The sequence below is a fragment of the Mesorhizobium sp. B2-4-13 genome, assembly GCF_006658535.1.
In the GTDB taxonomy this organism is placed as follows: domain Bacteria; phylum Pseudomonadota; class Alphaproteobacteria; order Rhizobiales; family Rhizobiaceae; genus Mesorhizobium; species Mesorhizobium australicum.
Genome location: NZ_VFVB01000004.1, coordinates 562,192 through 582,625, shown reverse-complemented (window position 1 = coordinate 582,625; position 20,434 = coordinate 562,192). Strand labels below are relative to the sequence as shown.

Below are 20,434 nucleotides of genomic sequence, written 5' to 3'. Positions count from 1 at the left end.
GGGCTTAATAACCTTTTCTCGTAGTCCCCACGGCGAGAAAACCGGACGTGCGGTCATTTCCCCTACCGTATTAACCGGATTTTCCCTACACGCAAGGCTTCTGGTTAATTTGTATTTACTTAACCCTGTTGCGTGGCTTTCGCGTCACTCATATCCCCGTGCATGGTAAACGGCGTCTCAACATCCGCCATGCTCAGGCCAAATTCCTTCATGATTTCAGCACCCAAAGAGATCGTTCCAGAACACGAACCCCATGAAGCACAGCACCAGAAGCAGACCGGCCCGATAGGCCATTTCCATCATCCGTTCCGACACCGGCCGGCGGATGACGGCCTCCACCCCGTAGAACAACAGATGGCCGCCGTCGAGGGGGGGAATCGGCAAAAGGTTTAGAATGCCTATCCCCACGGACAGCAGCGCGACGAGCTGCACCAGCCATTCGAAACCGAGTTTGGCCGCCTTGCCGGCCATGTCGGCGATCTTGACCGGGCCACCCAACTGGCACTTGTCCTCGCGCCCGACGGCGAAGCGCTGCAGGAACTGTCCTGTGCGCTCGATGACGTGGCCGGTTTCCGCAACGGCCGCCGCAACGGCTCCGACCGGGGTGTAGGTGATGAGGCGGGGCTGGCCGAGTTCCTTGTTGTTGACGACGCCGATCACGGCGACCTTGACCTTGTTGCCGAGCGCGTCCTCCTGCTCCATCAGCTGCGGCGACGCGGTCACCGTGACCTCCTTGCCGCCGCGCAGCATGACGAAGGTGATGGTGTCGCCGGCGCGGCCCGAGACCAGCCGCTGCACGTCGCCGAAGGTTTCGACCTTGCTGCCGTCAACGCTGACGAATCGGTCGCCTGGCAAGATGCCGGCCTTGGCCGCGGGACTGTCTGTTGTAACCTCCGCCACCATGGGCTCCGCGACATAACGCCCATAGGCGGCAAACAGCACGGAAAAGACGACGATCGTCAGCAGGAAGTTGAACAGCGGCCCGGCCACCACCGTTGCCGCGCGCTTCCAGATCGCCTGGGTGTGGAAGGCAACCTTGCGTTCCTCGTCGGTCAGCGTTTCGAGTTCTTCCGATGTCGGCTGGCTGGAGGTGGCGTTCATGTCGCCGACAAACTTGACATAGCCGCCAAGCGGTATGGCGCAAAGCTTCCAGCGCGTACCATGCCTGTCGTTGAAGCCGATGAGCTCCGGACCGAAGCCGATTGAGAAGGCCCTGACCCCGATGCCGCACCAGCGGCCGACGAGATAGTGGCCCATCTCGTGAACGAACACCACGACGGTCAGAACGAAGAGAAACGGCACGAGCGTGCCGAGAAAGAGGCCTTCCGTGCTGAAAATCGCGTGAAGAATCTCGTTCAATTCAGGCCCTCAAGTTCTTCCGCGTCGCTGCGTGACTGTGACATCAATACAGGCGAATCCAAGGCGCCCGCGCCAGATCGTGGAATGACACCGTTCAAATGGGAAACAGCCCCTGTGCCGGATGCTCGGCGCCCGCCGCGATCCAGCCGATGACGTATAGGGCAAGAGCGGCCGCGACAAGCCCGTCGACACGGTCCATGACGCCGCCATGCCCAGGGATGAGCACGCCAGAATCCTTGCGGCCGTGCCGCCGCTTGACCCAGGATTCGAAGAGGTCGCCGGCCTGGGCGACGATCGACAGCACCAGCGCCACAACACCCAGCAACGCCAGGTTGCCGGCGCCGGCGAAGGCGGCAAGCAGAAGCCCTGCCACGACACCACCGACCGCCCCGCCGAGGGCGCCGCTGCGGGTCTTGCCGGGCGAGATCGAAGGCGCCAGTTTGGGCCCGCCGACGGCACGCCCGACAAAATAGGCAAAAATGTCGGTTGCCCAGACGACCGCGAACAGGAACAGGATGGCGACGAGGCCCGAATGGTCGCCGTCCCGCAGCAGGGCAAGCGACAGGCCCGACATGCAGGCATAGGCAAGGCCGCTGGCGTCCCACTGGCCGATCTTGCGAACTCCGGCGGTGATCGCAGCTGTCGCAACCAGAATCACGACGAGCGGCAGCAGCCACCGTGCGGGCAGGCCGGCAATCAAGGCGCCGACGAAAAGGACCATCAGCGCTTCCGGCAGAAAACCAAGCCCGTCGGCGGCGGCGGGCCGCGACATGCGTGTCCACTCGTAGAAGATCATTGCCGCCATGATGGCGCACAGCAGCCGGAACGGCAGGCTACCGAGCCAGGTCAGGCCGAGGGCGACAATGGCCAGCACGACGGCCGAGATGACGCGCAGCTGAAGGTTGCTCATCCCGCGGCCGGCCGCGAAGCGACGTCCTGCGGCCCCAGTCCGCCGAAGCGGCGCTCGCGGCCGGCATATTCGCGCAAGGCCTCGGCGAAATGCTCGCGGTTGAAATCCGGCCAGTAGCACGGCAGGAAGACGAGTTCGCTGTAGGCGGCCTGCCACAAGAGGAAGTTGGACAGGCGCAGTTCGCCGCTGGTGCGGATGACCAGCTCCGGATCGGGAATGCCTTGCGTGTCGAGAGAGCCGGCAAAGCTTTCAGCCGATATAGCCTCGCTGTCCATTTCGCCGCGGGCCACGGCCGCCGCAAGCTTGCGCGCCGTGCGGACGATCTCGTCGCGCCCGCCGTAATTGAAGGCGATCACCAGCGTCAGCGAGGTGTTGTGGATCGTCAGCGATTCGGCCTCGTCGAGCAGCCCTCTGATGTCCGCCTGCAGCCCTGTGCGGTCGCCGATGATCCTGACCCGTACGCCGCTCTGGTGCAGCTCGGCAAGGTCGCGACGGATGAACAGCTTCAACAGACCCATAAGGTCGCTGACCTCGGACTTCGGCCGCGACCAGTTCTCCGACGAGAAAGCGTAGACGGTCAGGAAGGAGATGCCGAGACCCGGGGCGGCGCGCACCGCCTTGCGCAGGGCCTCGACGCCGGCGCGATGACCGGCGAGCCTCGGCATACCGCGCGCCTTGGCCCAGCGTCCATTTCCATCCATGATGATCGCGACATGCGCGGGCGTTGTCATGATCTCGCTTTCGGGTCAGCCAAGGGCCAACCCTAAACCTGCATGATTTCAGCTTCCTTGTCGGAAAGCAGATGATCGATGGTGCTGATGGTTTCGTCGGTAAGTTTCTGGACCTGGTCGGAACGCTTGCGCTGATCGTCCTCGCTGATGTCGCCGTCCTTCTCCGCCTTCTTCAGGAAATCCATGCCGTCGCGGCGCACATGGCGCGCGGCGACACGGGCGTTCTCTGCGTAGCCGTGCGAGATCTTGACCAGTTCCTTGCGGCGCTGTTCGTTGAGCTCCGGCAGCGGAATCCTCAGATTGGTGCCATCGACGATCGGGTTGAAGCCCAGATTGGATTCCCGGATCGCGCGGTCGACCGCGCCGACCATCGATTTGTCCCAGACCGAGACCGAGATCATGCGCGGCTCCGGCACCGAAACGTTGGCCACCTGGTTGATCGGCATGGTGGTGCCATAGGCCTGCACCTGGATCGCATCGAGCAGGTTGCTGGAGGCGCGACCGGTCCGCAGCGAAGCCAGGTCATGCTTGAACGCGGCGATGGCCCCATCCATGCGCCGCTTCAGATCGTCGTACTCACCACTCATCTTAGTCTCCTCGACCCGTCTGCCGCGGGTTCACTGCTTCGGGGCAAGGGCCCCGTGTTCGAGCCTGATTTTCGAAAGCCGGTTTCCCCTTCCAGGGATCGGCCCCGATCATTCGTCCGCGACGACCGTGCAGCGGCCGCCGCCCCTTAGAATATCGCCGAAACCACCCTTTTCGTGGATCGAATAGACGATTATCGGAATGTTGTTTTCGCGCGCAAGTGCAATCGCAGCGGTATCCATGATGGAAAGGCCGCGATTTATGACTTCGGCGTGGCTGATGCGCTCGAAACGTGTCGCATTCGGGTCCTTTTTCGGGTCGGCCGAATAGACGCCGTCAACCTGTGTACCCTTGAACAGCGCGTCGGCGCCGATTTCGGCCGCGCGAAGTGCCGCCGCCGAATCAGTGGTGAAGAACGGATTGCCGGTGCCGCCGGCGAAGATCACCACCTTGCCCTGGTTCATGTAGGCGGTCGCCTGGCGCTGCGAAAAACTCTCGCAAAGCTCGGGCATGGCAATTGCGGACAGCACGACGGCATCGACACCGATCTTGTTCAGCGACGTGCGCAACGCCAGCGAATTGATGACCGTGGCAAGCATGCCCATGTGATCGCCGGTAACGCGGTCGCCTCCCTTGGAGGCGACCGCCACGCCGCGAAAGATATTGCCGCCGCCGATAACGACACCCACCTCGATGCCCAGCGCACGGGCCTCGGCAATGTCGCCGGCGATGCGGTCGACGACCGAGACGTCGATGCCGAAATGCTGTTCGCCCATCAACGCTTCGCCCGAAGCTTTCAGCAGAACACGTCGGTAGCGGGGCTTGACCGTCATCTGGTTCCTCGAAATTCCGGCGTGGCAAGCTCTGAAGGCGAAAACGCCCCCTGCTTCGCCCGGCGGTGCTGTCATGACGGGTTGACCGGATACACGAAGGGCGCGGCGATGTCACGCCGCGCCCTTGTGCAAAATTCCAGGCTTTCTGGATCAGTTGCTGCTGATGGCAACCGCCTCGCCTTCGACCACGACCGGCAATGCGTAGCCTGACGGCTTGTCGCCGGTCACGACACCGCCCGCGACACGGACCTGGATCTCGGGACCGAAATAAGAATGCGGGAACGGTGCCGGCGTGCCGCTCACCTTGTCCAGGCGCTGGCGAAGCGCGGGCGGTATGGAGAAATCGAGCGCCGCAAGATTATCCTGCAGCTGCGAAAGCCGCGTTGCTCCGAGAATGACGGTGGCAACTCCTGGCTGAGTCGCCACCCAGTTCAGCGCGACCTGAGCCATGCCGCGGCCGAGTTCGGCGGCGACTTTCTCCAGCTCCGCCACCACAGCCCAGTTGTGCTCGCTGAATTTCTGGAAGCCTGGGTGGGTGGTGTTGCGGAAGCCGTCGAGCCGGCCGGCATTGCCCGCCTGCGCCGGGCGGTATTTGCCACTTAGCAGTCCGCTTGCCAGCGGGCTCCAGACCATGATGCCGGCGCCATGGCGTGTCCCGAACGGCACGAATTCATGCTCGATGGCACGCTCCGCGAGGGAGTATTCAAGCTGCAACGCCGAGATCGGCTCATAGCCGCGCAGTTCGGCGATCGCCTGCGCCCGCCCGGCATACCAGGCCGGCACGTCGGACAGGCCGATGTGACGTATCTTGCCTGCCCGAACCAGATCGTCGAGCGTACGCAGCACTTCTTCGGCCGGCGTCAGCCTGTCCCAGATATGCATGAGATAGAGATCGATATAGTCGGTACCCAGCCGCTTCAGCGATGCGTCGACGGCACGCATGATGTTCTTGCGGCCATTGCCGCCGGCATTCGGATTGCCGGGGTTCGAGTTCATGGTGAATTTGGTGGCGATCACCGCCTTGTCGCGCAAGCCCCGCTCGGCCACAAATTCACCGAGCCAGGTCTCGGCCGTGCCGCCGGTGTAAAGGTCGGCGGTGTCGAAGAAATTGCCCCCGGCCTCGACATAGGCGTCGAACATCGCGCGCGCCGTATCCCGGTCCGCGCCCCAGCCCCATTCCGTCCCGAAAGTCATCGTGCCCAGTGCCAGCCGGCTGACGCGCAGCCCGCTGTTGCCGAGTGTGTAGTAGCTCATCGTCATTGTCTTTTCCGATCTTGGTCCGGTTGATGCGGGCGTCATTGGCCAGGTGTCGCCTTGACCCAGGGATTGCCGCGCTCATGCGTCATGCGGAAGGTGAAGCCATCGACCTTCCAGCCAGCCGCGGAGCGCGTGAGGTGATGCTCATACGTGCCCCAGACCTCCCAGAGCGGGTCGCCATTGCCCTCCATCCGGTTCCAGGCGTAGCCGTTCGACAGAACGGTCGCCGTGTCCGCTTCAAGGACGACCTGGTGATTGGTGCGCAGATGCAGGCTGGTCTTGCTGCCTTTGAGATTGCCGGCCCAAGCGCCGATCAGATCGTCGGAGGCGATGTTGGCCGCGGGCTGCCCGGACAGGCTGCTGAAGTCGGCGGTGACCCGATCCGCGAAATAGCTGCGCGCGCGTTTCCAGTCCTGCGCGTCGACGGCGCGGTCGATGGCATCGGCGATGCGGATGATGGCGCGGTCATCGGCAAGCGCCTGCCAGCCCATCGGTTCGGCCCCGCCGGCGTCGAGCGGCGCCAAGGCAAGCCCTGCGGCGAAGGTAGCGTGTTTCAAGGCGTTCATGTCTCTTCTCCTCGATACCATCAGCCCGATCGCCGATGTGTTGGCGACAATGTGGACCTCTGCCTGGGCGTCGATAAGATTGCATTGTCCGCAAAGACTATGCGATACTGTTCATGAATGGACCGGGATCTGCTCAGCCATCTGCCTGTCATCATTGCGGTCGCCCGGCGCGGCGGTTTTGCCCTTGCCGCGGCCGAACTGGGCATGAGCCCTTCGGCGGTCAGCCATGCAGTGCGCCTCGTCGAGGAGCGGATCGGTCAGCCGCTGTTTGCGCGCACGACGCGCAGCGTTTCGCTCACCGAGGCCGGCAAGGCGCTGGTGGAAACGGCGGCCCCTGCCCTTCAGGATATCGCCGAGCGGATGGATCGTATCCGCAGCGTCAAGGGTAGGCCGTCCGGGCTGCTCAGGATCAACGCCTCCAACATTGCAATGCCGTTGGCGGTGACGCCGGTCGTGGCGGCGATGGCCGAGCGATATCCCGACATCACGGTCGAGATTTTTGCTGATCAAGGGTTGGTCGACATCGTCGGCGAAGGTTTTGACGCCGGCATCCGGCTCGGCGAGATGATCGCCCAGGACATGGTGGCCATCCGACTGACGCAGCCCTTCAAAGCCGTTATCGTCGCCTCGCCCGCCTATATCGGGCGACATGGCCGTCCGCGCAGCGTGGCCGATCTCGCGAACCACAATTGCATCGGATACCGTCTCGTCGCTCCGGTGCCCTCTATCGCTGGGATTTGACCTGGGACGGCAAGGACGTGGTCATGGAAACCAGCGGTACGGCCATCGTGACGGATTCGCTTGCGGCAATCGATCTGGCTCTCGCCGGAGTGGGCCTTGCCTACATGTTCGAGCCGCTGGCGCGCGCCGATCTCGCGGCCGGTCGCCTGGTGCAGGTTCTGCCGCAATCAGCGATCGAGGAACCCGGCCTTTTCCTCTACTTTCCGCGTCGCGCGGCGATGGCGCCCAAACTCAGGGCCTTTATCGACACCGCGAACGAAATCGGCCGGGCATCCCAGCGGATGTCCGGCCGAAAAAACACAGGCGAAATGGACCGGTAAGAAGTTACTTCTTGACCGCCGCCGCGACTTCCGCGGCGAAATCCGTCTCTTCCTTCTCGATGCCCTCGCCAAGGGCGAAGCGCAAATAGGCCGTGATCTTGGCCGGCGCGCCGATTTCCTTTTCGGCATCCTGCAGCGCCTTCTCGACGGTGATGTCGGGATTGAGCACGAAGGCCTGCTTCAGGAGCACGACTTCCTCATAGAATTTGCGCAGGCGACCCTCGACCATCTTCTCGATGATGGCTTCCGGCTTGCCGGACTGGCGCGCCTGGTCGGAGAAGATTGCCTTCTCACGCTCGACCGCGGCCGGATCGATCTGCTCGGCGGTCAGCGCCATCGGGTTGGTGGCGGCGACATGCATGGCGACCTGGCGGCCAAAGGCATTGGCGGCATGCTCGTTGCCCGTGGTCTCGATCGCGACCAGCACACCGAGCTTGCCGAGACCATCGGCAACAGCGTTGTGCACATAGGTCGCAACCGCACCATGCGGAACGGTGAGCTTGGCCGAGCGGCGGAAGCCCATATTCTCGCCGATAGTGCCGACCGCGTCCTTGATGGTGTCGGTGACCGACTTGTCGGAGCCCGGATATTTGGCGGCGGCGACCGCTTCGGTCGTGCCATAGGCAAGCGCCACCTTGGCGACGTTGGCGACGATTTCCTGGAAGGCGGCATTGCGGGCGACGAAGTCGGTCTCGGAATTCACCTCGACCACGGCAGCTTCACGCACACCGTTGTCGACGCCGATCAGGCCTTCGGCTGCCGTACGGCCGGCCTTCTTGTCGGCCTTGGAGATACCCTTCTTGCGCAGCCAGTCAACGGCCTCTTCCAAGTTGCCGTTGGTCTCGTTCAACGCCGCCTTGCAGTCCATCATGCCCGCGCCGGTCAAGTCGCGGAGTTCTTTGACCTGTGCAGCCGAAATGCTCATTGTCGCCTCTTTGTTTAAATGCACCGACGCACCATCGGTATTCGATGGTGCGTCTGTTTAGCGTGCCAAAATATGAGAAAGATGAAGGCCGCAACCGGCCTTCGATTGTCAAGCCTCGGGGGCTTCCGACGCCGGAGCCGGATCGAGCGCCGGTTCGACCGGAGCTTCGACCGAAGCGCCGATATCCATGCCGAGCGCGCCCTGCTGACGGGCGATGCCGTCGATGGCGGCCTTGGCAATCAGGTCGCAATAAAGCTGGATGGCGCGGGCCGCGTCGTCATTGCCGGGGATCGGGAAATCGATCTTGTCCGGATCGCAGTTCGAATCGATGATGGCGACGACCGGGATGCCCAGGCGCTTGGCCTCGAGGATGGCAATCGCCTCCTTGTTGGTGTCGATCACGAACATCAGGTCGGGCGTCGAGCCCATGTCCTTGATACCGCCCAGCGCCTTGTCGAGCTTCTCGCGCTCGCGATCGAGGTTCAGGCGTTCCTTCTTGGTCAACCCTTGCGCTTCGCCGGCCAGCATCTCGTCGAGCTTGCGCAGGCGCTGGATCGAGTTCGAGATCGTCTTCCAGTTGGTCAGCATGCCGCCGAGCCAACGCGAGTTGACGTAGTACTGGGCCGAACGCTGTGCCGCATCGGCAACGATGTCCGACGCCTGGCGCTTGGTGCCGACGAACAGCACGCGGCCGCCCTTGGCGACGGTGTCGGAAACCTGCTTCAGCGCCTGGTGCAGCAAAGGCACCGTCTGCGAGAGGTCGATGATGTGGATGTTGTTGCGGGCGCCGTAGATGTAGGACGCCATCTTCGGGTTCCAGCGGTGGGTCTGGTGGCCGAAGTGAATGCCAGCTTCCAAAAGCTGGCGCATGCTGAAATCAGGCAGTGCCATTCTAAGTTCCTTTCCGGTTAGCCTCCACGGACACAGGCATTTTTAGACCGAGGTCCTCGAACGCCACCGGAGGTCTCAGCCGGATTTCTCCCGGGCAGACACCAAAGTCCGTGTGTGGAATGAGCGCGCATATAGAGGGGAAGTCCGACAAACGCAAGCGGGGCGGCGCTTTAACGCCTAGCGTGCGGCAATCAGCGCTCCGGTGCCGATCATGGCGCTGCCGGCGAACCTGTTCATCAGCCGCATGCGCCTGGGTGTCCTGAACCAGCCCGAAGCCCGGCCCGCGAGCGCGGCATAGACCCCCATCGTCACGATATTGGCGCTGATGACGGTAGCCACCACCAGCAGGCCATCGAAAAAGGTCATCGTGTCGAGGTCGAGAATCAGCGGCATGATCGAGGCATGGAACAGGATCGCCTTCGGGTTTCCGAGCGCTATGGACGCGCCGAGCAGGAAGGATCGGGACAATTTCGCCTGCCCCGTCCGCGGCTCATTCGATTGCGCGACCGAGGCCCGCCACATCCTGACGCCGAGAAAGATCAGATAGGCGGCGCCGGCATATTTCAACAGGAGGAAGATCCATTCGAAGGTCTGAGCCAGGGCCACCAACCCCAGCAGCGCCAGAGTGACGAGCACGGCATCGCCGGCGGCGACCCCAAGGCCGGCCATGAAGGCCCGCAGGAACCCACGCGACACGCCGTTGGTGATGACCGCGAACATTGCCGGCCCCGGCGTGGCGGCGGCGAGCGTCACAGCGGCGCAATATGCCAGGAATGCCGTTGGTGTCATCGCTTGGACTTTCCGTTGGGCACCCGCACGCGCCGGAAGATGGCGACGATCTGCTCGCGGCTGCACTCGATGGCGCCGAGCCGCACCGCACGGTCGCGCTCGAAGCCGGTTATGTCATAGTGCGGAGCGGATGTCTTGGGCGGGCCCTGGTAGGACGAGCGCTTGATGCCGAGTTCCGCCGCAAAGCGATGCAATTCGTCGGTGTCGTCGGCTAGGAGATGGCACCAGAGATGGCCGGCCCATTTCCAGATCGCCGCATCTACATAGACTGCCATCAAGCCCGCCACGGCCAGCTCAATTGCCCGACCCTGCTATTTCGATACTGGGCAAGGCTTTGTCTGGTCGAACAGCGACAGGTTGACCAGCTTGCCGGTCATCGAGAAGTCGCCATAGTCCATGACGAGATCACGGGTGATGCCGTTCTCGTGCAGCTTGAAGCTGATCCGGTATTCCGGCACTTCCTCGCCGTTCTGGGCGCTGTCGTCGAAATAGGCGATGTCGACCGGCCAGTATTTGTCGGTGGCAAGCTTCGCCAATGCCGGCGCTTCCGGATCGGCCTTGTCGGCCTCGCTCTTCTTGCCGACGACGACGGTGGTCGTCATCACCTTGTTGGCGTCTTCCGAACCATCAAACAGGTTGGTCTGATAGAAGTTTTCGCCTTTTTCGGCCTTTCCGATCAGCTCGACCAGGTGCTGGGTCGGAAACTGGGTGGCGGCGAGTTCGAGACTGTTCTTCTCCGGCTTATCGATGTCGACCTTGAGGCCCTTCGCGTCTTTCGTGGCCATACCCTTGACCTCCTTGTCGAGGTTCTGGTCGACAAAGGATTTCGTCACGAACGAAAAGGTCTTGCCTTCGGCATCCTCGAAAGTCGTCGTCTGCTGGTCGGTCAGCTTCGTGTTGTCGTTGGTGGCGATCTGGGTGACGAAACGGAATTTCACCGTATAGCCTTCGCAGGCCGAGCCATTGAACTCGTAGACCATGCGGCCGGTGATGCCGGTGATGCCGGACCGATCATCCGCCTTCTTGAGCGTGAGATCATAGACGGCGCGATGCGCCTGCAGCGCCGGTGCGGCGACAGCGGCGCCTGTTGGCAAAAGCGCCGACAACAGAACGGCGTGGAATGCAAGGCGCGTCGCGCGCATGAGGTACTCCGATCGTCGCGGCTGATGGCAGGCCGCAGGGAAAGATGGTCCAGCTTAAAAAAAGTCGTGGCGGAAGCGAGGCAAAAATAGCAATTTCGGCCCGGCCAGCGCGGCGCCTTCCAGCAATAGGGAAAAGCAATGAGTGAAACAATCGAAAAGCGGCTAAGTGATCTCGGCGTGACGCTTCCCGTCGCCGCCGCACCAGCCGCCAACTACGTGCCCTATTGCAGGACCGGCAACCTGCTGTTCACCGCTGGTCAGTTGCCGCTCAAGGACGGCAAGCTGCAGGCAAGCGGCCTGCTCGGCCGCGACGTCGACACGGCAAGCGGCAAGGACGCGGCGAAATACTGCGCCATCAACATCCTGGCGCAGGCCAAGGCAGCACTTGGCGACCTCGAGAAGATCCGTCGCCTGGTGAAGATCACCGTCTTCGTGGCCTCTGCCCCCGACTTCGTCGAGCAGCATCTGGTCGCCAACGGCGCCTCCGATTTCCTGGTTGCCGCGCTCGGCGAAAGCGGCAAGCACGCGCGCTCGGCCGTCGGCACCGCCTCCCTGCCGCTTAATGCCGCGGTGGAAATCGAAGCGATCTTCGAAGTCGAATGAGTGTAGGTGCTGACATGACCGACCTCTCCTGGCTGACGGCCCGGCCGGTTGCCCATCGCGGCTTTCACGACATGAACAAGACGCGCTGGGAAAACACGCTTTCCGCCTTCGCTGCCGCGGCCGAACGCGGCTACGCGATCGAATGCGACGTGCATCTGTCGTCGGACGGCGTCCCCATCGTGATCCATGACGACGATTTGCAACGGCTGACCGGGCAGGACGGTTTCGTCTGGCAACGCAGCGCGGCCGAACTTACCGCGCTCAAGGTCGGCGGCACGGCGGATCACGTGCCGACGTTGCAGGAAGCGCTCGACCTCGTCGATGGTCGCGTGCCCATGGTCGTCGAACTGAAAGGAACTCCCGGTCGCGACGAAGGCCTGGTGGCGCGCGTCGGCAAGATGCTCAAGCGCTACAAGGGCAAGGCGGCGATCATGTCATTCGATCACTGGCTGATCCGCGATTTCCCCAAACACGCGCCCGGCATCCCGGCTGGATTGACCGCCTATGGCAAGGACGCCAAGCTGATCGAAGCACATTTCGCCATGCTGGCGCACGAACTCGCCTTTACCTCCTATGCCGCCGGCGATCTGCCGAACCCGTTTGTCAGCTTCGTGCGCGAAAAGCTCAAAATGCCTGTCATCACTTGGACGGTGCATGATCAGCCCGCGATCGACCTGACCTTTAGATACGCCGACCAGATGACGTTCGAAGGGTTCGAACCGGACATGGTCGAAGTCGCCTGAGAAGGGTGCCCGAAACGTGACTTGTAGCGGCCCGAATGGAGCTTAAATAAGCCTCATGGATCAGGGCGACGACGGCGACGGACAAATGGCGAATGCAGACTATTCGATCCGCATCGCCGCCGGCATCGGAGCCTTTACCTGCGACGAATGGAACGGCTTTGCCGGAACCACGCGTAGCGACACGGAAACTGGGTACAACCCACTCGTTTCATTCGCTTTTTTGAGCGCTCTGGAGGATTCCGGCTGCGCCGTGCGGCGCACCGGCTGGCAAGGTCATCACCTGCGGCTGGAGACCGCCCAAGGCAGGCTCCTCGGCGCCGTCCCCTGTTATCTCAAGTCGCACAGCCAGGGCGAATACGTGTTCGATCACGGCTGGTCGGATGCCTTCGAGCGCGCCGGCGGCCGTTACTATCCAAAACTGCAAAGTGCCGTGCCGTTCACGCCCGTCACCGGCCCTCGCCTGCTGGTCGGCAAAGGCGAGGATCAGGGTGCGGTGAAGGCTGGGCTTGCCGCCGGTCTCAAAATGGTGACCGACAAGCTCGGCGTGTCCTCTGCGCATGTCACCTTCGTGCAGGAGAGCGACGTCGCGACGCTGGAAGCAGCGGGTTTCCTGCATCGCACCGACCAGCAATTCCATTTCTTCAACGAAGGCTTTTCAACCTATGACGACTTCCTCGCCACACTTGCCTCACGCAAACGCAAGGCGATGAGGAAGGAACGGCGCGAGGCGCTGGCCGATGGCATCTCGATCGACTGGCTGACCGGAAAGGACCTGACCGAAAAGGCCTGGGACGACTTCTTCGCCTTCTATATGGACACCGGCAGCCGCAAATGGGGCCGCCCCTACCTGAACCGCCAGTTCTTCTCGCTGATCGGCGAACGCATGGCGGACGACATCCTGCTGGTGATGGCCAGGCGCGACAGGCGCTATATTGCCGGCGCCATCAACTTCATCGGTTCCGACGCGCTCTACGGCCGCAACTGGGGCTGCATCGAGGATCACCCCTACCTGCATTTCGAGGTTTGCTATCACCAGGCCATCGACTTCGCCATCGAACGCAAGCTGAAGGTGGTCGAGGCAGGCGCGCAAGGCGAACACAAGCTGGCGCGCGGCTACCGGCCGGTGACTATGCATTCGGCCCACTACATTTCCCATCCTGGCCTGCGCAACGCGGTCGCCGACTATCTCAGGCGCGAGCGGCGCGAAGTCGAGCGGATGGGCGAATATCTGGAAGAGCACACGCCCTTCCGCAAGGATCTCGAGGAATAGCAGGCTCTTTGGCGCGCCATGCCCCGGCCATGGGTGCGTAAGCACCATCGCAGCGCAAAAAGGCGCTTCATGACGCGCTTGTCGAATTTTGGATGGCCGATCACGTCGGCCATAGTCTTGCTGCTCCGGAAGAGCTTCGCTACACGGGACGGCGAGGCACAATCCGGAGCGTTCGCCATGGCCGAAACCGCCTATGACACAGACAACATTTTCGCAAAGATCCTGCGTGGAGAAATTCCTTCGCACCGCGTTTACGAAGATGACGCCGTAGTGGCCTTCATGGACGTGATGCCGCAAGGACCGGGCCACACGCTGGTGGTGCCGAAAGCGCCGTCGCGCAACTTGCTCGACGCCAACCCGGAGATATTTGGCTCGCTCTTTACAGTTGTTCAAAAAATGGCGCTGGCGGTGAAGAAAGCCTTTAACGCCGATGGCGTCACCATAATGCAGTTCAACGAGCCAGCCTCCGGACAGACCGTCTATCACCTGCATGTGCATGTGGTTCCGCGCTTCGAGGGCGTGGCGCTCAAACCGCATTCCGGACAGATGGAGAAGCCGGAAGTGCTGGCGGAGAATGCCGGCAAGATCCGTGCCGCGCTCGCGGGCTGAGGTGTCTGTTCGCCGCTTTCATATGACTTTGGCGCAATGAAAAAGCCCCGTTTCCGGGGCTTTTCCGAGTAAGTTCCGATCAGCCCTTGCGGGGCAATTGCGGCACCAGGCTGCGTTTGCCGCCATCCTTGCCCTTGGGCTCCGGCTTCTGCGCGACGACCTTCTTGGCCGCGGGCTTCTTGGCCACCGCCTTGGGCGGCTTCGGCGCGTCTTCGGGCTCTTCCTTCTTCGGCTTCACCGGCGCCTCGTCGGCGAGCGATTCGAGCTTCAGGCCGGTCTCGCCGGTTTCCTTCTTCTCGACGGTGACGCGCACCGTGCCGCCCTTCTTCAGCTTGCCGAACAGCACCTCGTCGGCCAGCGGCTTCTTGATGTGCTCCTGGATGACGCGGCCAAGCGGACGCGCGCCCATGCGTTCGTCATAACCCTTGTCGGCAAGCCAGGCGATCGCGTCCGGCGACAGGTCGAAGGTGACGCCGCGCTCGGAGAGCTGGGCTTCCAGCTGCATGACGAACTTCTGCACCACCTGATGGATCACCGGCACCGGCAGCGAGCCGAACGGGATGATCGCATCGAGACGGTTGCGGAATTCCGGCGTGAACAGCCGGTTGATCGCCTCGACATCGTCGCCTTCGCGCTTGGTCGAACCGAAACCGATCGCCGCGCGCTGCGCATCGGATGCGCCCGCATTGGTGGTCATGATCAGGATGACATTGCGGAAGTCGATCTGCTTGCCATTGTGGTCGGTCAGCTTGCCGTGGTCCATCACCTGCAACAGGATGTTGAACAGGTCCGGATGCGCCTTCTCGACCTCGTCCAGCAGCAGCACGCAGTGCGGATGCTGGTCGACACCGTCGGTCAAAAGGCCGCCTTGGTCGAAACCGACATAGCCGGGAGGCGCGCCGATCAGCCGCGAGACGGTGTGGCGTTCCATATATTCCGACATGTCGAAGCGGATCAGTTCGACGCCGAGCGAGGCGGCCAACTGCTTGGCGACCTCCGTCTTGCCGACGCCGGTCGGGCCCGAGAACAGGTACGAGCCGATCGGCTTTTCCGGTTCGCGCAGGCCGGCCCGTGCCAGCTTGATCGCCGAGGTCAGCGCCGTAATGGCGGTGTCCTGGCCGTAGACGACGCGCTTGAGCTCAATGTCCAGGCCCTGCAGCACCTTCTCGTCATCGGCCGAAACCGTCTTCGGCGGAATACGCGCCATGGTGGCGATCGTCGCTTCGATCTCCTTGATGCCGATCGTCTTCTTGCGCTTGGCTTCCGGCACCAGCATCTGCGAGGCGCCGGTCTCGTCGATCACGTCGATCGCCTTGTCCGGCAGCTTGCGGTCGTTGATGTAGCGCGCCGACAGTTCCACCGAGGCCTTGATCGCCTCGTTGGTGAACTTCACCTTGTGAAATTCCTCATAATAGGGCTTCAGGCCCTTCATGATCTCGATGGCGTCCTCGACGGTCGGCTCATTGACGTCGATCTTCTGGAAGCGCCGCACCAAGGCACGGTCCTTCTCGAAGAATTGGCGGAACTCCTTGTAGGTGGTCGAACCGATGCAGCGGATCGCACCGGAAGACAGCGCCGGCTTCAACAGGTTCGACGCATCCATGGCGCCGCCCGAAGTGGCGCCGGCGCCGATCACCGTATGGATCTCGTCGATGAACAGCACGGCACCCGGATAATCCTCGAGTTCCTTGACGACCTGCTTCAGCCGTTCCTCGAAATCGCCACGATAGCGCGTGCCGGCCAACAGCGTGCCCATGTCGAGCGCGAAGATGGTGGCATTGTGCAGCACTTCCGGCACGTCGCCCTCGACGATGCGCTTGGCCAGCCCTTCGGCGATCGCCGTCTTGCCGACCCCGGGGTCACCGACATAGAGCGGGTTGTTCTTGGAACGGCGGCACAGCACCTGGATGGTGCGGTTGATCTCGCCTTCGCGGCCGATCAGCGGATCGATCTTGCCGGCCTTGGCCTTGTTGTTCAGGTTGACGCAATAAGCGGTCAACGCGTCCTGTTGCTGCTTCTTCTTGCCGCCCTCCTCCTGTGGCTCGGCGCCGTTCGGGCCGCCCTGCTCGTCATCGGCACCGCGCGGGCTGCGGCTCTCCGACGCGCCCGGACGCTTGGCGATGCCATGCGAGATGTAGTTGACCGCGTCGTAGCGGGTCATCTGCTGTTCCTGCAGGAAATAAGCGGCATGGCTTTCGCGCTCGGCGAAGATCGCCACGAGCACGTTGGCACCAGACACTTCCTCGCGACCCGATGACTGCACATGGATCACCGCGCGCTGGATGACGCGCTGGAAGCCGGCGGTCGGCTTGGAGTCCTCGTCGTAGCCGGTAACCAGATTGTCGAGCTCGGTATCGATATAGGTGAGAACGGTATGCTTCAGCTCGTCGAGATCGACGTTGCAGGCGCGCATGACGGCGGCCGCCTCGGTGTCGTCGATGAGCGCGAGCAGCAAATGTTCAAGGGTTGCATATTCATGGTGGCGCTCATTGGCGAGCGTCAGCGCCTGGTGAAGCGCCTTTTCCAGGCCTTGGGAGAAAGCCGGCATGTTACCTCACTTCTTCTCCATCACGCATTGCAGCGGATGCTGATTCTGTCGGGCGAAATCCATGACCTGAGACACTTTGGTCTCGGCCACCTCGAATGTATAGACCCCGCACTCGCCCACTCCATGATTGTGAACATGAAGCATGATGCGTGTGGCGGCTTCGCGGTCCTTCTGGAAAAAACGCTCCAGCACGTGAACCACGAACTCCATCGGAGTGTAGTCGTCGTTGAGGATGAGGACCCGGTAAAGGCTGGGCTTCTTGGTTTTGGTTTTGGTGCGCGTGATGACGGCCGTCCCGCGGCCGGCCTCATTGCCGTCGCCGCCGCCGTTTTGCATCCGCGCCACTTGTCTCGTGGCAGTCAAACCGATCGTCACGTAATCCTGCCTCTTTCGAATCCTCATGCGAGTTCAACATGTAGGTGTTCGATGGACGATTTTAAGCCCTTCTGGTTAGCTGACAATATGGCTAGGTGACCAACCTGGCGGTTTTTCGCAATCGTGAAGCGCTGGCATGAAAAAACCCGGCCGCGTTTCCGCGGTCGGGTTTTGCCCCGCGCCCAAAGGGCCGGATTTTCAATTCACGGGCGAAAAATTACTTTGCCTTGGCAACGATCGATTCGAACGGCTTGTAGGCCTCTTTGGCGAGTTCGGCATAGAGGTCGCCAATCTTGGTAGCCTCGGCGACGAACGCCTCGTAGGACTGCTTGGCATAGTCGGATTGAATCTCGATCGCCTTGTCCAGCGACTTGGCCGAGAACAGCTTCTCGCACGCGACGCTGCCGGCTTCGAAGCTCTTCTTGGTGTATTCGCCGGCCTCTGTGGCGATCGCCTGCGCGCCCTTGGACATGGAGGCGAAGCTCTTCAATCCGGTGTCGGCGAACTCCTTGCCGTATTTGCTGAAGTCCTCATAGGTCTGGGTCATTTCGTACTCTCCCTGGACGGTTGACGCGCCCTGCCCCGAGCGCCGTTGTGCAATGCATAATATATATTGTGCAGCGCACAAAAGTCAAGAAGTCGGGGGCTCGCGACCCCGCGGGCAGCGGCAATGGCTAAAATTCGAATAAAGGAAGGCTCAAACCCCCAGAAAATGGTGAACGCGGCGGTTACCATAAACGGATTGGTAACGCTGCCCCGCTAGCTTGGCCAGAAGTGAGGCAGGATCCCTTTGCCGCCTCCAGCGCAACGAGAAATTCAAAGGAACTACCAGTGCGTCAGGCGTTGTCGGGCTTCGTTTCCAAATCCGCGTTCCCTCTTAAAACGATCATGATCCTCGCCATGGCGATGACCTTCGTCGTCGCGGACGTCGCCTCGTCGCTCGCGGCGAAATCCGCGGCCATCGTCGTCGATGCCAAAACCGGCAAGGTGCTGTACTCGGCTAATGCCGATGGCCGGCGCTATCCCGCTTCTCTGACCAAGATGATGACGCTCTATCTGACCTTCGAAGCGATGGCGAAGGGCAAGATCAGCAGAAACTCGCCAGTCGTGTTTTCGGCACATGCGTCAGCCGAGGCGCCGACCAAGCTCGGCGTGAAGCCTGGTGGATCGGTGGCGGTCGAGACCGCGATCCTGTCGATCGTGACGAAGTCGGCCAACGACTCGGCGACCGCGCTCGGCGAAATGCTCGGCGGCAACGAAACCAACTTCGCCCGCATGATGACGGCCAAGGCGCGGCAGCTCGGCATGAACGGCACGGTCTTCCGCAACGCCAACGGCCTGCCGGATCCGGGACAGTTCACCACCGCGCGCGACATGGCCACGCTCGGCATTGCGCTCAGGGAACATTTTCCCCAGTACTACGGCTATTTCGCCCAGCGATCTTTTCTCTACGGTCGCCAGCGCATCAATGGCCATAACCGTCTGCTCGGACGCATCAAGGGCGTCGACGGCATCAAGACCGGCTATACCCGCGCCTCCGGCTTCAATCTCGTCTCGTCCGTTAATGACGGCAACCGCCGCCTGGTCGCCGTTGTCATGGGCGGCACGTCGGGCGGCAGCCGAGACAACCAGATGGCAGGCCTGATCAACACCTATCTGCCGAGGGCCTCGACCCGCGGTGGCGGCGACCTCGTTGCCAAGGCGGACAGCAACCCCATCAGCGCACTTGCAAAGGTTCTCCTGCCCAAGCATGATGCGCCGACCCCGGACGAAAAGCCGGTGGCCGTGGCGGAAGCCGATACGGCCGTCACCGACGACGCGACCGTTGCCCAGGGCGACAGCGAGGACGAGGATACAGCCGAGGCGGAGGCACCCAAGCTGGTTGTCCCGGCAAAGAAGGTAAAGACGGTCATCGTCTCCGCTCCCAAGGTCGCCACCGCCCAGGTCGTGGCCGCCTATGCCGAGCCCACCCCGGCCGTTGATCCGGTCAGCACCGCGTCGGTTCCGTCAGGCTGGGCCATCCAGGTTGCCTCCTCGCCGAAGCAGTCCGAAGCCCAGGCTTTCCTCGACAAGACCACCAAGCAGGCTCCCAAGGTGCTGGCCAACGCTTCCGGCTTCACCGTCGCTTTCGACAAGGACGGCGCCACCTACTACCGCGCTCGCTTCGGCGGCTTTGGGTCCAAGGATGCCGCCTGGAAGGCCTGCACCGCTTTGAAGAAGAAGAAAATCGAGTGCTACGCCGTCCAGCAATAGGACTGCGTGGAAGTTATCTCCCGGAAAATTTTTGCGTCGAAGGAGACTAGTTGTGATTGGAGAGCAAGACGTCCTTGGCTTCGTTAATCCGCGCCGCCAGGAAAGACGTGCCGCCGACATCGGGGTGCAGGCGCTGCATCAGGCGGCGGTGCGCCTTGCGGACATCCGCCGCGGCGGCCCCCGCTTCAAGACCAAGGACCTTGTAGGCCTCCTCCTTAGTCATGGCGCCCGGACCTGGCGCAACACCCAGCCCTTCGCCACCGTTCGTCTCAGCGTATTTGCGCCAGACGGGAAATCTGCCGTCAAGATACGTCTCTAGCAACTGCCGGCTCTCCGGATCGCCGGAGAGTTCGCGGTAGAGATGCTGCAATTGCGCAAGGGTCATCGAGCCAAGCATCTTGCCATCGTGGCGGCCGGCCAGAACCAGTCCTTCCAGGCCGCCAGTATTGTGATCGAGTTCCATCTCGAGGGCCGCCGTCCGCACCATTGAGCGTTTTCCAGCACCCGGTCTGGCCTTTGGCCCGCCCGTATGCGTGGCGCCGTACCAGGCGATTGCCACGAACAGGATGATGCCGCCGATGCCTTGGCGCCCGACCAGGAGCACGGCGCCACCCACCAGCGCCAGCAGGATCGGTCCCAATTTTCTCATTCCGCTTGCGAGTTGCGCCGGATCCGCGCGGAGAAATGCGGTGGCTACCCCTAGCAGCACCAGCAACAACGCGACCACAATGATAATTGCGCCTAACATTTCGCACCGCCCCGCAGGGGTCCTGTCCGCTCGGACAGCCGCGTGATGTCCTTCAACACTTTTCCTGCGCCAGAATCATGGCCTTTAACCGGGCCGGAAGGAGGACCATCATGCGAACTGATCCTCCAAAGCGCAGCGGCCTGTGTCGACAGTTCTTCATCGCGCATGGATTTCAAGATGTGGCGTCGTCGCGTCGCTTGCAAGTCCAGCGCGGGGCAAGATTGAGGGCCAGAAAA

21 protein-coding genes and 1 pseudogene are annotated in these 20,434 nt (G+C 62.3%); 6 read left to right on the top strand and 16 right to left on the bottom strand.

Going from position 1 to position 20,434, the window contains the following annotated elements; genetic code table 11:
* Positions 1-216: 216 nt before the first annotated feature.
* The 7 genes from rseP to FJ936_RS14725 all read right to left on the bottom strand — a co-directional run bounded on the left by rseP (position 217) and on the right by FJ936_RS14725 (position 6,241).
* Positions 217-1,359 carry an RIP metalloprotease RseP gene (rseP, locus tag FJ936_RS14755; RefSeq protein WP_140664114.1) on the bottom strand — a complete coding sequence of 381 codons (1,143 nt, stop codon included), beginning with the start codon at positions 1,357-1,359 and terminating at the stop codon, positions 217-219.
* Between the two features lie 94 nt (positions 1,360-1,453).
* Positions 1,454-2,269 carry a phosphatidate cytidylyltransferase gene (locus FJ936_RS14750; RefSeq protein ID WP_140664117.1) on the bottom strand — a complete coding sequence of 272 codons (816 nt, stop codon included), beginning with the start codon at positions 2,267-2,269 and terminating at the stop codon, positions 1,454-1,456.
* Complete coding sequence (locus tag FJ936_RS14745; protein WP_140664120.1) at positions 2,266-3,000, bottom strand: isoprenyl transferase; 735 nt, start codon at positions 2,998-3,000, stop codon at positions 2,266-2,268. Before FJ936_RS14745 ends, FJ936_RS14750 begins: the two co-directional genes overlap by 4 nt.
* Before the next feature lie 32 nt (positions 3,001-3,032).
* Complete coding sequence (gene frr / locus FJ936_RS14740; RefSeq protein ID WP_015317784.1) at positions 3,033-3,587, bottom strand: ribosome recycling factor; 555 nt, start codon at positions 3,585-3,587, stop codon at positions 3,033-3,035.
* 108 nt (positions 3,588-3,695) lie between these two features.
* Positions 3,696-4,418 (bottom strand): UMP kinase, encoded by a 723-nt coding sequence (pyrH, locus tag FJ936_RS14735; RefSeq protein ID WP_015317783.1) that lies wholly within the window; start codon positions 4,416-4,418, stop codon positions 3,696-3,698.
* A gap of 150 nt (positions 4,419-4,568) precedes the next feature.
* Complete coding sequence (locus FJ936_RS14730; RefSeq protein WP_015317782.1) at positions 4,569-5,678, bottom strand: aldo/keto reductase; 1,110 nt, start codon at positions 5,676-5,678, stop codon at positions 4,569-4,571.
* A 35-nt stretch (positions 5,679-5,713) separates the two neighbouring features.
* Complete coding sequence (locus FJ936_RS14725) at positions 5,714-6,241, bottom strand: nuclear transport factor 2 family protein (RefSeq protein WP_015317781.1); 528 nt, start codon at positions 6,239-6,241, stop codon at positions 5,714-5,716.
* A gap of 117 nt (positions 6,242-6,358) precedes the next feature.
* Here FJ936_RS14725 and FJ936_RS14720 point away from each other — a divergent pair.
* A pseudogene (locus FJ936_RS14720) lies at positions 6,359-7,302 on the top strand (LysR family transcriptional regulator).
* Between the two features lie 4 nt (positions 7,303-7,306).
* Here FJ936_RS14720 and tsf read toward each other — a convergent pair.
* The 5 genes from tsf to FJ936_RS14695 form a co-directional block, all read right to left on the bottom strand.
* On the bottom strand, positions 7,307-8,227 hold the full coding sequence (gene tsf, locus FJ936_RS14715) for a translation elongation factor Ts (RefSeq protein WP_015317779.1): 921 nt from the start codon (positions 8,225-8,227) through the stop codon (positions 7,307-7,309).
* Positions 8,228-8,335: 108 nt separating this feature from the next.
* Positions 8,336-9,118: a 30S ribosomal protein S2 gene (gene rpsB, locus FJ936_RS14710; protein ID WP_015317778.1), complete on the bottom strand. Its 783-nt coding sequence runs from the start codon at positions 9,116-9,118 to the stop codon at positions 8,336-8,338.
* Positions 9,119-9,295: 177 nt separating this feature from the next.
* On the bottom strand, positions 9,296-9,907 hold the full coding sequence (locus tag FJ936_RS14705; RefSeq protein WP_140790148.1) for a LysE family translocator: 612 nt from the start codon (positions 9,905-9,907) through the stop codon (positions 9,296-9,298).
* Entirely contained in the window at positions 9,904-10,182 is a 279-nt protein-coding gene (locus tag FJ936_RS14700) for a DUF4031 domain-containing protein (protein WP_140616396.1), read from the bottom strand. The genes FJ936_RS14705 and FJ936_RS14700 overlap by 4 nt, the downstream gene beginning before the upstream one ends.
* A gap of 36 nt (positions 10,183-10,218) precedes the next feature.
* Positions 10,219-11,049, bottom strand: a complete 831-nt coding sequence (locus FJ936_RS14695; protein WP_015317775.1) for a cell envelope integrity EipB family protein — start codon at positions 11,047-11,049, stop codon at positions 10,219-10,221.
* 138 nt (positions 11,050-11,187) lie between these two features.
* On the opposite strand from FJ936_RS14695, the gene FJ936_RS14690 reads away from it, so the two are divergent.
* The 4 genes from FJ936_RS14690 to FJ936_RS14675 all read left to right on the top strand — a co-directional run bounded on the left by FJ936_RS14690 (position 11,188) and on the right by FJ936_RS14675 (position 14,274).
* The gene (locus tag FJ936_RS14690; protein ID WP_015317774.1) at positions 11,188-11,652 is read left to right on the top strand and encodes a RidA family protein; all 465 of its coding nucleotides are present in this window, start codon (positions 11,188-11,190) and stop codon (positions 11,650-11,652) included.
* A gap of 14 nt (positions 11,653-11,666) precedes the next feature.
* The gene (locus tag FJ936_RS14685; protein ID WP_140790150.1) at positions 11,667-12,395 is read left to right on the top strand and encodes a glycerophosphodiester phosphodiesterase; all 729 of its coding nucleotides are present in this window, start codon (positions 11,667-11,669) and stop codon (positions 12,393-12,395) included.
* Positions 12,396-12,450: 55 nt separating this feature from the next.
* A complete protein-coding gene (locus tag FJ936_RS14680; protein WP_140790153.1) occupies positions 12,451-13,665 on the top strand; it encodes a GNAT family N-acetyltransferase in 1,215 nt (404 codons plus the stop codon).
* A gap of 177 nt (positions 13,666-13,842) precedes the next feature.
* Positions 13,843-14,274 carry an HIT family protein gene (locus FJ936_RS14675; protein WP_140790158.1) on the top strand — a complete coding sequence of 144 codons (432 nt, stop codon included), beginning with the start codon at positions 13,843-13,845 and terminating at the stop codon, positions 14,272-14,274.
* Positions 14,275-14,353: 79 nt separating this feature from the next.
* Here the strand turns inward: FJ936_RS14675 and clpA are convergent, their stop codons facing one another.
* From clpA to FJ936_RS14660, 3 genes are all read right to left on the bottom strand, one after another.
* A complete protein-coding gene (gene clpA / locus FJ936_RS14670; protein WP_140664145.1) occupies positions 14,354-16,822 on the bottom strand; it encodes an ATP-dependent Clp protease ATP-binding subunit ClpA in 2,469 nt (822 codons plus the stop codon).
* A 6-nt stretch (positions 16,823-16,828) separates the two neighbouring features.
* Positions 16,829-17,158 carry an ATP-dependent Clp protease adapter ClpS gene (clpS, locus tag FJ936_RS14665; protein ID WP_010909565.1) on the bottom strand — a complete coding sequence of 110 codons (330 nt, stop codon included), beginning with the start codon at positions 17,156-17,158 and terminating at the stop codon, positions 16,829-16,831.
* A gap of 256 nt (positions 17,159-17,414) precedes the next feature.
* On the bottom strand, positions 17,415-17,744 hold the full coding sequence (locus FJ936_RS14660; RefSeq protein WP_141906711.1) for a phasin family protein: 330 nt from the start codon (positions 17,742-17,744) through the stop codon (positions 17,415-17,417).
* 284 nt (positions 17,745-18,028) lie between these two features.
* Between FJ936_RS14660 and FJ936_RS14655 the strand changes: the two genes are divergently transcribed.
* On the top strand, positions 18,029-19,450 hold the full coding sequence (locus tag FJ936_RS14655; RefSeq protein ID WP_141906710.1) for a D-alanyl-D-alanine carboxypeptidase family protein: 1,422 nt from the start codon (positions 18,029-18,031) through the stop codon (positions 19,448-19,450).
* Positions 19,451-19,496: 46 nt separating this feature from the next.
* Here FJ936_RS14655 and FJ936_RS14650 read toward each other — a convergent pair whose 3' ends face one another.
* Positions 19,497-20,198: a DnaJ domain-containing protein gene (locus tag FJ936_RS14650; protein ID WP_015317764.1), complete on the bottom strand. Its 702-nt coding sequence runs from the start codon at positions 20,196-20,198 to the stop codon at positions 19,497-19,499.
* Positions 20,199-20,434 lie beyond the last annotated feature (236 nt).

Excerpts from the sequence above, each read along its gene's own strand:
- FJ936_RS14750 (WP_140664117.1), bottom strand. The coding sequence starts at position 2,269 with ATGAGCAACCTTCAGCTGCGCGTCATCTCGGCCGTCGTGCTGGCCATT.
- FJ936_RS14745 (WP_140664120.1), bottom strand. The coding sequence starts at position 3,000 with ATGACAACGCCCGCGCATGTCGCGATCATCATGGATGGAAATGGACGC.
- frr (WP_015317784.1), bottom strand. The coding sequence starts at position 3,587 with ATGAGTGGTGAGTACGACGATCTGAAGCGGCGCATGGATGGGGCCATC.
- pyrH (WP_015317783.1), bottom strand. The coding sequence starts at position 4,418 with ATGACGGTCAAGCCCCGCTACCGACGTGTTCTGCTGAAAGCTTCGGGC.
- FJ936_RS14730 (WP_015317782.1), bottom strand. The coding sequence starts at position 5,678 with ATGACGATGAGCTACTACACACTCGGCAACAGCGGGCTGCGCGTCAGC.
- FJ936_RS14725 (WP_015317781.1), bottom strand. The coding sequence starts at position 6,241 with ATGAACGCCTTGAAACACGCTACCTTCGCCGCAGGGCTTGCCTTGGCG.
- tsf (WP_015317779.1), bottom strand. The coding sequence starts at position 8,227 with ATGAGCATTTCGGCTGCACAGGTCAAAGAACTCCGCGACTTGACCGGC.
- rpsB (WP_015317778.1), bottom strand. The coding sequence starts at position 9,118 with ATGGCACTGCCTGATTTCAGCATGCGCCAGCTTTTGGAAGCTGGCATT.
- FJ936_RS14705 (WP_140790148.1), bottom strand. The coding sequence starts at position 9,907 with ATGACACCAACGGCATTCCTGGCATATTGCGCCGCTGTGACGCTCGCC.
- FJ936_RS14700 (WP_140616396.1), bottom strand. The coding sequence starts at position 10,182 with ATGGCAGTCTATGTAGATGCGGCGATCTGGAAATGGGCCGGCCATCTC.
- FJ936_RS14695 (WP_015317775.1), bottom strand. The coding sequence starts at position 11,049 with ATGCGCGCGACGCGCCTTGCATTCCACGCCGTTCTGTTGTCGGCGCTT.
- FJ936_RS14690 (WP_015317774.1), top strand. The coding sequence starts at position 11,188 with ATGAGTGAAACAATCGAAAAGCGGCTAAGTGATCTCGGCGTGACGCTT.
- FJ936_RS14685 (WP_140790150.1), top strand. The coding sequence starts at position 11,667 with ATGACCGACCTCTCCTGGCTGACGGCCCGGCCGGTTGCCCATCGCGGC.
- FJ936_RS14680 (WP_140790153.1), top strand. The coding sequence starts at position 12,451 with ATGGATCAGGGCGACGACGGCGACGGACAAATGGCGAATGCAGACTAT.
- FJ936_RS14675 (WP_140790158.1), top strand. The coding sequence starts at position 13,843 with ATGGCCGAAACCGCCTATGACACAGACAACATTTTCGCAAAGATCCTG.
- clpA (WP_140664145.1), bottom strand. The coding sequence starts at position 16,822 with ATGCCGGCTTTCTCCCAAGGCCTGGAAAAGGCGCTTCACCAGGCGCTG.
- clpS (WP_010909565.1), bottom strand. The coding sequence starts at position 17,158 with ATGCAAAACGGCGGCGGCGACGGCAATGAGGCCGGCCGCGGGACGGCC.
- FJ936_RS14660 (WP_141906711.1), bottom strand. The coding sequence starts at position 17,744 with ATGACCCAGACCTATGAGGACTTCAGCAAATACGGCAAGGAGTTCGCC.
- FJ936_RS14650 (WP_015317764.1), bottom strand. The coding sequence starts at position 20,198 with ATGTTAGGCGCAATTATCATTGTGGTCGCGTTGTTGCTGGTGCTGCTA.